Origin of the sequence: Alteromonas salexigens, assembly GCF_025628895.1 — a bacterium.
In the GTDB taxonomy this organism is placed as follows: domain Bacteria; phylum Pseudomonadota; class Gammaproteobacteria; order Enterobacterales; family Alteromonadaceae; genus Alteromonas; species Alteromonas salexigens.
In genome coordinates, this window is sequence record NZ_JAOTJC010000008.1 from 256,052 (window position 1) to 268,207 (window position 12,156).

At 49.6% G+C, this 12,156-nt stretch carries 13 protein-coding genes and 1 other RNA gene; 12 read left to right on the top strand and 2 right to left on the bottom strand.

Features of this window, described 5'->3' with window-relative positions; translation table 11 throughout:
- Nucleotides 1-195 precede the first annotated feature (195 nt).
- From pspA to maiA, 9 genes are all read left to right on the top strand, one after another.
- Nucleotides 196-888, top strand: a complete 693-nt coding sequence (gene pspA, locus OCL06_RS10700) for a phage shock protein PspA (RefSeq protein ID WP_262994367.1) — start codon at nucleotides 196-198, stop codon at nucleotides 886-888.
- A 64-nt stretch (nucleotides 889-952) separates the two neighbouring features.
- On the top strand, nucleotides 953-1,192 hold the full coding sequence (pspB, locus tag OCL06_RS10705) for an envelope stress response membrane protein PspB (protein ID WP_262994369.1): 240 nt from the start codon (nucleotides 953-955) through the stop codon (nucleotides 1,190-1,192).
- Nucleotides 1,189-1,644 carry an envelope stress response membrane protein PspC gene (pspC, locus tag OCL06_RS10710; protein ID WP_262994371.1) on the top strand — a complete coding sequence of 152 codons (456 nt, stop codon included), beginning with the start codon at nucleotides 1,189-1,191 and terminating at the stop codon, nucleotides 1,642-1,644. Before pspB ends, pspC begins: the two co-directional genes overlap by 4 nt.
- A gap of 165 nt (nucleotides 1,645-1,809) precedes the next feature.
- Nucleotides 1,810-2,634 carry a phenylalanine 4-monooxygenase gene (gene phhA, locus OCL06_RS10715; protein ID WP_262994869.1) on the top strand — a complete coding sequence of 275 codons (825 nt, stop codon included), beginning with the start codon at nucleotides 1,810-1,812 and terminating at the stop codon, nucleotides 2,632-2,634.
- A 139-nt stretch (nucleotides 2,635-2,773) separates the two neighbouring features.
- On the top strand, nucleotides 2,774-4,330 hold the full coding sequence (tyrR, locus tag OCL06_RS10720) for a transcriptional regulator TyrR (protein WP_262994373.1): 1,557 nt from the start codon (nucleotides 2,774-2,776) through the stop codon (nucleotides 4,328-4,330).
- Nucleotides 4,331-4,533: 203 nt separating this feature from the next.
- Nucleotides 4,534-5,625 (top strand): 4-hydroxyphenylpyruvate dioxygenase, encoded by a 1,092-nt coding sequence (gene hppD, locus OCL06_RS10725; protein ID WP_262994375.1) that lies wholly within the window; start codon nucleotides 4,534-4,536, stop codon nucleotides 5,623-5,625.
- Entirely contained in the window at nucleotides 5,618-6,775 is a 1,158-nt protein-coding gene (locus OCL06_RS10730; RefSeq protein ID WP_262994376.1) for a homogentisate 1,2-dioxygenase, read from the top strand. Before hppD ends, OCL06_RS10730 begins: the two co-directional genes overlap by 8 nt.
- 3 nt (nucleotides 6,776-6,778) lie before the next feature.
- Complete coding sequence (locus tag OCL06_RS10735) at nucleotides 6,779-7,789, top strand: fumarylacetoacetate hydrolase family protein (RefSeq protein ID WP_262994377.1); 1,011 nt, start codon at nucleotides 6,779-6,781, stop codon at nucleotides 7,787-7,789.
- A 36-nt stretch (nucleotides 7,790-7,825) separates the two neighbouring features.
- Nucleotides 7,826-8,479: a maleylacetoacetate isomerase gene (gene maiA, locus OCL06_RS10740; RefSeq protein WP_262994378.1), complete on the top strand. Its 654-nt coding sequence runs from the start codon at nucleotides 7,826-7,828 to the stop codon at nucleotides 8,477-8,479.
- A 59-nt stretch (nucleotides 8,480-8,538) separates the two neighbouring features.
- On the opposite strand, the gene OCL06_RS10745 is transcribed toward maiA, so the two are convergent.
- Nucleotides 8,539-9,006, bottom strand: coding sequence for an Lrp/AsnC family transcriptional regulator (locus OCL06_RS10745; protein ID WP_262994381.1), 468 nt, complete (start codon nucleotides 9,004-9,006; stop codon nucleotides 8,539-8,541).
- A gap of 188 nt (nucleotides 9,007-9,194) precedes the next feature.
- On the opposite strand from OCL06_RS10745, the gene OCL06_RS10750 reads away from it, so the two are divergent.
- Entirely contained in the window at nucleotides 9,195-10,253 is a 1,059-nt protein-coding gene (locus tag OCL06_RS10750) for a Glu/Leu/Phe/Val dehydrogenase dimerization domain-containing protein (RefSeq protein ID WP_262994382.1), read from the top strand.
- 84 nt (nucleotides 10,254-10,337) lie between these two features.
- Nucleotides 10,338-10,434, top strand: an RNA gene (ffs, locus tag OCL06_RS10755) — signal recognition particle sRNA small type.
- 25 nt (nucleotides 10,435-10,459) lie between these two features.
- Here the strand turns inward: ffs and OCL06_RS10760 are convergent.
- The gene (locus tag OCL06_RS10760) at nucleotides 10,460-10,741 is read right to left on the bottom strand and encodes a late competence development ComFB family protein (RefSeq protein ID WP_262994384.1); all 282 of its coding nucleotides are present in this window, start codon (nucleotides 10,739-10,741) and stop codon (nucleotides 10,460-10,462) included.
- Nucleotides 10,742-10,926: 185 nt separating this feature from the next.
- Here OCL06_RS10760 and OCL06_RS10765 point away from each other — a divergent pair, with 185 nt between their 5' ends.
- A complete protein-coding gene (locus OCL06_RS10765; protein ID WP_262994386.1) occupies nucleotides 10,927-12,030 on the top strand; it encodes a tryptophan 2,3-dioxygenase family protein in 1,104 nt (367 codons plus the stop codon).
- Nucleotides 12,031-12,156 lie beyond the last annotated feature (126 nt).

The following is a 12,156-nucleotide window of genomic DNA, read 5'->3' on the forward strand; positions in this document are numbered from 1 at the left end:
AGATCCCTCAAAAGTTAGTCATTTCGACCAAATTATAGTGTAGTTTAAAACTTCGATTGGTACGACTGTTATTTATACACAAAAAAACTCATGGATAACAGCAAGATAACGATTTTCACTAATTGGCAAGCAAATTGAATAGCATAAGCAGGTTATGTATTTTGCATACTATTCTTAAAGCTAGAGGTAAAGATTATGGGTATCTTCTCGCGTTTCACCGATATCGTGAACTCCAACATAAACTCCTTGCTGGATAAGGCCGAAGATCCTGAAAAAATGGTACGCCTAATTATTCAGGAAATGGAGGATACACTGGTAGAGGTGCGTTCTGCATCCGCTAAAACGTTAGCCAACAAAAAAGAAATTACTGCGCAAATCAGTAAGCACGAGTCTGACGCCAGTGACTGGGCGGCCAAAGCTGAGCTGGCTCTGAGTAAAGATCGTGACGATCTGGCGCGGGCTGCCCTGCAAGAGAAAAAGAAATGTGCCGAGGCGGCTGAAACGCTGACCCGGGAACTGACCATTGTCGACGAGCAAATCGCCAAGCTGCAAGATGAAATTGGTCAGTTGCAAGAAAAACTGGCGGATGCCAAAGCGCGTCAGAAAACCATTATTATGCGTCAGAAGACCGCCAGCTCTCGTCTGGAAGTAAAACGCACGCTGGATAGCACCAAGGTAGACAATGCCATGGGGCGTTTCGAGCAGTACGAACGCAAGATAGACGATTTAGAGTCGCAGGTGGATGCGTATGACCTCGGTAAAAAATCGTTACACGATGAATTTGCCGAATTAGAAGCCGGTGATAAAATTGATGAAGAGCTTGCTGCTTTAAAGGCCAAGGTAAAAGGCGGCGATAACAAGCCAGCGAAGGCAAAATCAGAAGAATAAGTTCAAATTTCACGCATCAGGATGATGCGGAACATCACATTACCGTCTTAGAGGAGGTATGGTTATGGAAGAGGGAATTGTAGCCTTAGTCACAGCACCACTGATTATATTCTTAATTTTTGTGGCGCCCATCTGGTTAATTCTGCATTACCGCAGTAAGAAGCAGGTAAACCAGGGGCTGACGACAGAAGAATATGCATCGTTGCAGGAACTGGCCGATAAAGCAGAAAAAATGTCTGACCGTATTAAAACACTGGAAGCCATTTTGGATAGTGAGGCGCCCGAATGGAGGAATCGCGCATGAGACCCCGCCGTCAACTATACCGGGACGCAGAGCACGCCCGTATTGCCGGGGTCTGTGCGGGCATTGCCAACTATTTTGGAATTGAACGCTGGCTGGTACGCATACTTGCGGTGACGGGGTTCTTTTTACTGGCCGGGCCTTTCATGTTCGTAGCATACATTGCGGGCTGGTTCATTCTGGATAAGAAGCCCAAAGGCAGTGAGCCTGTTGTTAGCGTGGCGCCAAACGTGGTGCACCATAGCGGTAAAGGATGGCGCAATAACACGGGTGAAGGCGACAGTTCTGAGAAGGTGTCGGTCAAGACCAAGGTATGGCAGGCAGGCGAGCCGCCGAAAAAAGCCTTTATCGATATCAGTAAACGCTTTACCGAGGCCGAGCACCGTCTTCGTCATATGGAACGGTATGTTACCTCCCGCGAATTTCAGCTTAACCGTGAGATAAGCAAGCTGTAACGAAACTGATACATCTCTCGCAAAGGCAGCTCTGGGCTGCCTTTTCTGTTTGTCGGGGTGCGGTGGTGTTGGTGAGATGTAAATATAGTGTTACGCAACTTTTCCACATGGAAAGTGTCAGGTATCTTTAGCACCCGCAGATTTTCATTAGACTAGCAGACACGCATTAAGCAACGCCGAAGGTTTTTCATGAGTAAAACGACGCAGTACAAGTCCCGTGCCTCTGACGAAAATGGCATTATTCACTGGAGTGATGAAGAGAACCAGATTTGGTCAGAATTATACGCACGCCAGATCGACCTGATACAGGGGCGCGCCTGTCAGCAATATCTGGACGGGCTGGAGTTGATCGGCTTGTCTGAAAATGCCATCCCCCAGCTACCGGATATCAATAAGGTACTGGCAGAGACCACCGGGTGGCAAACGGCTGAGGTGCCTGCACTGATCAACTTTACCGAGTTCTTCCGGTTACTGGCGAACAAACAATTCCCGGTTGCGACCTTTATTCGTACCCGCGAAGAGTTTGATTACCTGCAAGAGCCAGATATTTTCCACGAAGTGTTCGGACACTGTCCGTTACTTACCAATCCGGCGTTTGCTCACTTTACGCATACATACGGCAAGCTGGGACTGGCGGCCAATAAGGAAGATCGGGTTTATCTGGCCCGTCTGTATTGGTTCACCGTCGAGTTCGGGCTGGTCAAAACCCAGGAAGGCTTACGCATTTATGGTGGCGGTATTCTTTCCTCACCGGGTGAAACCGTATATGCCCTTGAGTCAGACACTCCGGTACGTAAACCGCTGACTCCCATTGACGCGCTGCGTACACCCTACCGTATTGATATTATGCAGCCGCTATATTACATTCTGGACGAATTCGATGATCTGTTCTCGCTCGCCGAAATGGACATTATGGCGCTGGTGGAAAAAGCCAAAAAGCTGGGCTTGTTTGAGCCTCTGTTCCCACCGAAAGAGAAAAAAGCCAGTTAATCACTACCCGGCAGGGCGCATTCGCGCCCTGTCTGATTGAACCGCCATAGCCGCTACACGTAACTATTCCAATAAATTCTTATTTCGCTGTTACAATCTTGTGATAAGATGTAAAAATAACTTTACATAAGAAACGGCTATGCGCTTAGAAATTACCTGCCAGGATCGCCTGGGCATCACACAGGACGTGTTAGATATTCTGGTTACCCATGAAATTGATTTACGTGGGATTGAAATTGACCCTACCGGAAAAATTTTTCTTAATTTCCCTAATATTGAATTTGCTGATTTTCAGCATCTGATGCCACAAATCCGCCGGATAGACGGCATTGATGATGTGAAGACCACGCCTTTCATGCCTGGTGAGCGTGAGAAAAATCAGCTCTCGGCCATCCTACGTACCTTGCCGGATCCTGTGTTTTCCATTGATATCCGTGGCTCGGTACTGATGTGTAATGAAGCGGTAACCAGTGGGCTGGAAATGGCGTTTACCGAAGTTACCGGACTCGATATTGCCGACCTGGTGAAAGGCTTTAACTTTGTACGCTGGATGGAGTCTAAAAACACCACCCATCAAACCGCAAAAGTGAAGTTTATTCAGCAGGACTACCTGGCTGATGTATTGCCGATTACGGTGCCGGATGGTGACAACAATCCGATCTTGGCCGGAGCGGTGGTCATTCTTAAATCAGAACTGCGTCTGGGTCAGCAATTTAGTGCGTTTCACCAGCAGGATACTGACAGCTTCGACCGCTTCGTTACCTCGTCGACCGCTATGCGCAAAACTGTTAAAGAAGCCAAGCAAGTGGCGGATTTGGATGCCCCGATTCTGATCTTCGGTGAAACCGGCACCGGTAAAGAGATGATTGCCCGTGCGTGTCATCAGGCCAGTCGCAGAAGCAGCGGCGAGTTCCTGGCGTTAAACTGTGCGTCTTTGCCCGACAGCGTAGCCGAAACCGAGTTATTTGGTTACGGCACTGGCGCGTTTAATCAGCCGGAAGGTAAAGCCGGGCTGCTGGAGCTGGCCAAAGGTGGCACCCTGCTGTTGGACGAGATCGCCGACATGTCTACTCAGTTACAGGCCAAACTTTTGCGCGTGCTCGAAGATGGGGAATTCCGTCGCGTGGGCGATAACCAGCCGGTAGAAGTGGATGTGCGGGTAATCTGTACTACCTGCCGGGATTTAGGGCAGATGGTGGAAGAGGGACGATTCCGTAAGGAGCTGTATTACCGGCTGAATGTTCTGAGTCTGGTCATGCCGTCCCTTAAAGAACGTCGCGCGGACATTGTGCTGTTAGCCGAAACGTTTATTTTACAACACAGCGGCAAACTGGGCCGCCGGCCTGCTAAGCTCAGCAAGTCATGTGTGGAATATCTGCAGCAATATCCGTGGCCGGGTAATGTCCGCCAACTGCAAAACGCGTTGTATCGGGCGTTGTCTTTGCTGGATGGCAATGAAATTACCAAGGAAGATATCCAGCTGCCCAGTTGCGCCCCCAGCGTGACCTACATTGACGAGAACTTCGAAGGCACCTTAGATGAGGAAGTGAAGAAGTTCGAGAAGGATCTGTTACGACGCTTGTACCCCTCTTACCCAAGTACCCGTCAGCTGGCGAAAAAGCTGGGATTGAGCCACACCGCCATTGCCAACAAATTGCGCGAATATGGCATCAACAAAGGAACTGTAAAGCTATAATTACGCGTTGTAACTGAGCGTTTACGCCTCGTGGCTCCACGGGGCGTAATTTACGTACCTTCCAATTCTCCCTTGCCGCTGTTCACTTTTCTATACATAACCTGAAGTCCTGAGGCTGACTGATAACTTCCCGCTGGCTCTTCTCTCTGTGTGAAATTTGTTGTCTATTATGCAAATAAATTGTTAACCAACAGGTGCAGAACATGACAACAACTGATTTTTCTTATAACCCACTGGGTACTGATGGCTTCGAATTCGTTGAATATACAGCGGCGGACGAGAAAGGGATTAATGCACTCAAAGAGCTGTTCTCAGCGCTGGGCTTTGCCGAAGTAGCGAAGCACAAATCAAAGCGTGTATGGCTGTATCGCCAGGGTGATATCAACTTTATTGTAAATGCTGAACCAGCTTCCCAGGCAGAAGAGTTCGCCCGTCTGCGTGGTCCGAGTGTATGTGGTATGGCTTTTCGTGTTAAAGACGCGGGTAAGGCGTTGGAGCATGCGCTGGAAAACGGCGCGAAGCAATTCGTTGGCAACCTGGGGCCGATGGAACTGAACATCCCGGCGGTGTACGGCATTGGTGAAAGCACCCTGTATTTTGTTGACCGTTATCAGGATGGCGGTATTTACGATATCGACTTCAAGTTCTATGACAACTGGGAAGATAAAGTAGCCCAGAGCAATGCCGGCCTCGAAGTACTTGACCACCTGACTCACAACGTACGTCGCGGAAATATGGCGGTATGGGCTGATTTTTATGAGCGTATCGGTAACTTCCGTGAAATCCGTTATTTTGACATCGAAGGTAAACTGACCGGGCTGGTAAGTAAGGCCATGACGTCACCGTGCGGCAAAATCCGTATCCCCATTAACGAGTCGTCTGATGATAAGTCGCAGATAGAAGAGTTTATCAAAGAATACAATGGTGAAGGGATCCAGCACATCGCGCTGTCTACCAGTGATATCTACCAGACTGTACGTGACCTGAAAGCCCGTGGTATGAATTTCATGCATACGCCTGATACGTACTACGAGCAAGTAAATAATCGGGTAGAAGGACATGGTGAAAACCTGGATGAGCTTCAGGAACTGAAGATCCTGATTGACGGTGCGCCAATGAAAGACGGCATTCTGCTGCAAATCTTTACCGACACAGTAATTGGGCCGGTATTCTTCGAAATTATCCAGCGTAAAGGTAACGAAGGCTTCGGTGAAGGCAACTTCAAAGCCCTGTTCGAGTCAATCGAAGAAGACCAAATCCGTCGTGGCGTAATTGACGAGAAACAAGATGCGTAACTGGATTAAATTCCCGGCCGCTCAGGGTACCCATTCCCGTCAGGCGCACGCGGATTTTCCCGAGGAAGGCATTTACGAACGTGAGCTGGGCCGAAGCGGATTCTTCGGTCCGGCCACCCACATGCACCACAAGCATGCGCCAACAGGCTGGGTTGAGTGGGAAGGCGATTTGCGTCCGCGGGCGTTTGACTTAAACCAGCTGGAAAGCCAGGGCACGGCCGTGGCCACTGCCTGCCCCTTCGATGCGCCGGTGATTCTGCACAATGCGCATTGTCAGTACCGGTTATGGCAATGTAATGACGCTATGACCACGCTGGCGCGCAATGCCGACGGCGACGATTTGTTGTTCATTCACGAAGGCGAGGGTGAGCTGTTTTGTGACTATGGTCATTTGAGTCTGGTGCAGGGCGACTATGTGGTAATTCCACGGTCTACCCTGTGGCGGCTTGAGCCTTCACAGCCAATGCAGATCCTGATGATCGAGGCTACCAACGACAGCTATCAGTTACCCGATAAGGGCATGCTGGGTGGTCACGCCATCTTCGATCCGGCGGTATTGGATACGCCGCAGATAAACGACACCTTCCTGGCACAGCAAGATGAGAATACCTGGCAGGTAGAAGTGAAGCGTCATCAGGCCCGCTCGCGGATCACCTATCCGTTTAACCCGCTGGACGCCATTGGCTGGCACGGCGATCTGAGTGTGGTACGGCTGAACTGGCGGGATATCCGCCCGTTGATGAGCCACCGCTATCACCTGCCGCCCTCGGCACATACCACCTTTGTGGCTGCGCGGTTCGTCGTGTGTACTTTTGTGCCCCGTCCCATTGAGAGTGATCCCGGCGCCCTGAAAGTGCCTTTCTATCACAACAATGACGACTACGATGAAGTGCTGTTTTACCACGAAGGGGATTTCTTCAGCCGCGACAATATTGAAAAAGGGATGGTGACTTTCCACCCGGCCGGGTTTACTCACGGCCCGCATCCCAAAGCCTTTGCTACCGGCCGCGCGCACAAGAAAACCTTCACCGATGAGGTGGCGGTTATGCTGGATACCCGCGACGCTCTGACATTTACAGAGGCAGCCGGACGGGTTGAAAACCCCGATTATGTGTATAGCTGGCGCCCCGAAGACAACGATAAGGACTGATTTATGAAGTTTGCAACGTATAAAAACGACACCCGTGACGGCCAGTTAATGCTGGTTTCCAGGGATCTGACCCGGGCCTGCAAAGTAGCAGACATTGCACCTACTATGCAGTTCGCACTGGACAACTGGAAAGCCGTGGCGCCGCAGTTAGAAGCCCGTTATCAGGATTTGAATGACAATGTGGGTGACAGTGAGCCGTTTCAGGAGACCCGCTGCGAATCTCCGTTACCCCGTGCCTATCAGTGGGCCGACGGCAGTGCCTATGTAAACCACGTGGAATTAGTGCGTAAAGCCCGTGGCGCTGAAATGCCGGAAAGCTTCTGGACCGATCCGTTAATGTACCAGGGCGGTTCCGACGACTTTATAGGTCCGAAGGACGATGTGATCCTGCCCAGCGATGAATGGGGCATTGATTTTGAAGGTGAAGTGGCGGTGGTTACTGACGACGTACCGATGGCGTGTACGCCAGAGCAGGCTGCTGAGCGCATTCGCCTGATCATGCTGGTAAATGATGTATCGCTGCGCGGACTAATTCCCGGCGAGCTGGCAAAAGGATTTGGCTTTTTCCAGTCTAAACCTGCTTCCAGCTTTTCACCGGTAGCGGTCACGCCGGATGAGCTGGGCGAAGCGTGGCGCGATAACAAGGTACATTTACCATTGCGTTCTACCTACAACGGTGAATTGTTTGGTAAGCCTGAAGCTGGCGAAGACATGACCTTTGATTTCGGTCAGTTGGTTGCCCATGCCGCCAAATCCCGTAATCTGGGGGCAGGCGCTATCGTGGGTTCCGGCACAGTATCGAATAAGCAGGGCACAGAACACGGCTCAGCGATCAGTGAAGGTGGGGTAGGTTACTCGTGTATCGCCGAAGTACGCATGATCGAAACCATCCGTGACGGCAAACCGACGACTCCGTTCATGCAGTTTGGGGATCGTATCCGCATTGAAATGAATGACGCTCAGGGCAATTCTATTTTCGGCACCATCGACCAACAGATAAAGCCGCTTAATTAAACGATATCGCTGGCTGAGTTTAGAAGGTAGTTAATTATGAGCCTTAAATTATACAGTTACTGGCGTTCGACGGCATCTTACCGGGTGCGGATAGCCCTGAATCTGAAGCAGCTGGACTACGACATTGTGCCGGTCCACCTGGTTAAAGAAGGGGGGGAGCAACACCTGCCTGATTACCAGCAGCTGAATCCGGCGCGGTTACTGCCCACTCTGGTGGATGACGATGAGGATATTATTCTCAACCAGTCGTTAAGTATTATTACGTATCTGGATGAGCGTTATCCTCAGCCGGCTCCTTTGTTGCCTGCCCATGCCGTTGAAAAAGCCCGAGTGACTGCACTGGCGCAGGACATTGCCTGCGATATTCAACCGTTAGGGAACTTACGGGTGTTAAATGCCCTCAAGTCTCGCTTTTCGGCTTCGCAGGATGACGTGGCCCAGTGGGCGGCGTGCTGGATTGAGCGAGGTTTTGAAGGTATAGAGCAGCGCTTGCAAACGCAGGCAGGGAAATACTGTTTCGACTTCGACGTTACACTGGCCGACATTTGTCTGGTGCCGCAGGTCTACAATGCGAAGCGGTTTGGAGTGGAAATGAGTAAATTTCCGCTGATCAGTAAAATTGTCGATAACTGTAACCAGCTGCCTGCGTTTGAGCAGGCACTGCCAGAAAATCAGCCCGACGCACAGTAACACTAAGGCCGCTCTCAGAGCGGCCTTTTTATTATTAAGCTATCCCACCGAGGCAGACCTTACTGACTTTTTATGGGCAGTTCCGTGGTGTTTTTAACCTGCTTGAGTGCAAAGGTAGAACTTAGGTGATCGACCAATGGCAAGTGGGTCAGTTTGTGCTTCAGTAAATACTCATACTCTTCAATGCTTTCAACAATCACTTTCAGCAGATAGTCTTTTTCGCCGCTGGTGGTGTGGCACTCAACAATCTCATCAATAGACTGTACGGCATTTTCAAAGTCGGTAAGCGAGTCACCGTCGTGATTCTTCAATGTCACGTAAATAAATACCGACACCCCCAGATTCAGTTTCTTGCTATTGAGCAGCGTCACTTTCCGGAGAATAATTCCGTCAGCTTCCATACGTTTAACTCGTCGCCAACAGGGCGTATGCGACAGGCCTACCTGCTGGCTGAGGTCGGCCATAGAGACGGTGGCGTCCTGCTGCAAAACGCGGAGTATCTCGCGATCAAATTTATCCAGTTTCATTAACGACAATCCCACAGTGGTTATGATAGCTATTATATAATGAAAATGATTCTAGGATACACATCCTAGCTTAATGTGGTTCATAAAAACCGCATTTCAGTTTGTAAAAACCATTAACAAAGTTCGCAACGCATGTCCTCCGGCGGATCGAGTATCATAATGCAAAATTGACCAACCATTGAGTGACTATGTCTGTATTCGACCATCCTGAATTTGATAACCACGAACACGTGGCGTTTTATCACGATGATGAGGCCGGCTTGAGTGCCATTATCGCGGTACACAATACCAACCTGGGACCAGCTCTGGGCGGGTGTCGCATGTGGCCATATATCAACAGTTCAGAAGCCCTTACGGACGTGCTGCGTTTATCGAAAGGCATGACCTACAAAGCGGCAATGGCGAACCTCGAGCTGGGCGGCGGCAAGTCTGTAATAATCGGCGACCCGCGTAAAGCCAAAACGCCGGAAATGATGCGCGCCATGGGACGCTTTGTTGATTCTTTGGGCGGCAAATACTTTACAGCTGAAGACTCAGGGATTGCGGTCAGTGACCTGGCTACCATGGCCGAAGAATCAGATTACATTGCCGGTGTAAAAGCGCATTATCACTACAATGGCGAAGAAGCCGACGGAAACCCGGCGCCATCTACCGCTTACGGTGTGTTTGTCGGCGTGCGTGCCAGTGTAGAATACGGCCTGAAATCGGATTTGAAAGGCGTAAAAGTGGCCATTCAGGGCATGGGGCACGTGGGGTATCGTCTGGCGAAACACCTTCATGAAGCCGGTGCTCAATTGTTTGTGACTGACATCTACCCGGAAGGCGTAGACAAGGCCGTGGCTGAGCTTGGTGCTACGGCAGTCGCGCCGGAAGAGATCTACGGCTTAGACGTCGATGTGATTGCCCCGTGCGCCATGGGCGCGTCAATCAATGATGAAACGCTGCCCGCCATCAAAGCCAAGGTCATTGCCGGCGCTGCCAATAACCAGCTGGCGCGTGAAGAAATGGGCGAGCTGCTGCGCGAGCGGGGGATCTTATATGCCCCAGACTATGTGATTAACGCCGGCGGTGTGATTGATATTTTCCATCAGCGTAAAGAGAGCTCCTCTAATGAAGCTATGCGGGAACATATCGAGCAAATCGGGACAACCCTGAAAGCAATTTACTCGCGCGCCGAGGAAGAAGCCACGGCGACAAACCGTATCGCTAATACGATGGCCGAAGAACGATTTACCGCAAAGGGTTGATTGTTGTCAGTCAAATCGTCATAATGCGCCGCTCAGTTCGACGAGGCATTCGCCCCACGAACTGAGTAAAGTTCTATGGTGGGCTCTTGGTCCTCCCGCAATGATACTTTGTGAATCCGGTCAGGCCTGGAAGGGAGCAGCCGCAGCAAACGACTCATGTGCCGGGATGTGGCTGGGAGCCTGCCACCCAAATTCCCTCTTTTTTACTACGCTTCCTGGCGCTTTCTGTCCTCAGCCTGATCCAAAAACCTGATGGCTTTGTCTACCGCGTAATCAACATTCATCTTCATTTGCTGACGCTCACTTTGTGGCAAATAGAAAGCCATATCGACCTCATAGCGAATATAACGGGGTGGCACCTGATTGAGCGCGAGACAACATAAGTCTGCCAGATAATCTGCATTTTTGGATTTATCCAGACCGAGCTCGGTCAATCGCTGTAATACCAGATGTTCGTAATAGTTATGGATATCATCGTCCAGCTTCATACTTCATTCCTTTACAGAGTTTCTTTATACCTTATAGCTGGTTCTCTGTTGATGTCGAGGCGTGAGTGTTAAGATTTCACACATAATTGACAATCAGACAAGGCACCCCTGCCGGGACAGGCGAATCACCCGTACCACGCGGATCAAGGTTGCTATTAGTCTGGATATACACACAAGAGAACAGCATGAAACGTAATACTACCCCTGTTTATTATGGCGATTATTTACAACTGGATAAGTTGCTCGGCGCCCAGTCGCTGGAAAGCGCTAAATACGGTGAGCCAGCTCATGACGAAATGCTATTTATCATTGTTCACCAGGTATATGAACTGTGGTTCAAGCAGGTGTTGCATGAACTCAACGCCGTTATTGATACCTTTATTCCGGATCAGGTCAAAGATCAGCAACTGATAGGTGTGGTGCACCGGCTCAACCGTATTATCCAAATCCAGCAACTGATGAATGATCAGATAAGCGTGATGGAAACCATGACACCGCAGCAGTTTTTATCATTTCGCGACCTGCTGGTACCGGCGTCTGGCTTCCAGAGTATTCAGTTTAAGCGCCTCGAAATTTCGTTGGGTCTGAAGCGTGAATACCGCATTGATTTTGACAAACAGAGCTTCTACAACCGCTTAACGGATGATGACAGAAGTCTGCTGGAGGCGCTGGAAGAAAAGCCTAGCTTGTTTGAATTGATAGAACGCTGGCTGGAGCGGTTACCGCTATTAAAAATGGATAACTTCGATTTCTGGCAGCATTACCAGAATGCTACCGACGAGCTGTTGAATCAGGATAAACAGACAATCGAGACAAACGCCACCCTCAGTGAAAAAGAAAAGCAGCAGGAACTGAAAGACTGGCAGTCCACCCGGGAGAACTTCGATGCGTTGTTTAATGCCAAGCGCTATGACGCACTTCAGTCAGAAGGTAAGTTTCGTCTGAACCAGAAAGCAATGTTGTCGGCATTATTTATCAAACAGTACTCAGAAGAGCCCATTTTTAACCTGCCATTCCAGGTTATTACAGCCTTAACGGAGATTGATGAAAAGCTAACTATCTGGCGTTATCGCCACGCGATGATGGTACAACGTATGCTGGGCACTAAGATTGGCACAGGAGGCTCTTCAGGCCACCAGTACCTTAAGAAAACCACGGAATCTAACCGGATATTCTCGGATTTTTTCAATATGGCTACGTTCTTGTTACCGAAAGATATGTTACCGCCGTTACCCGATGAGATTTCACGCTATCTGGGATTTTATCTCAGTGCGGATAAAACAAAATAACTTCTTTCCAGACAGGAAAATAAAAAGCGGCGATTGCCGCTTTTTTTATGTCTGTTTGCCGGTGAATTAATATTCCTTTAAGTGTTTTTAAAATCACATTTAAGTACTGGTTTGTAGCAAAAAGTT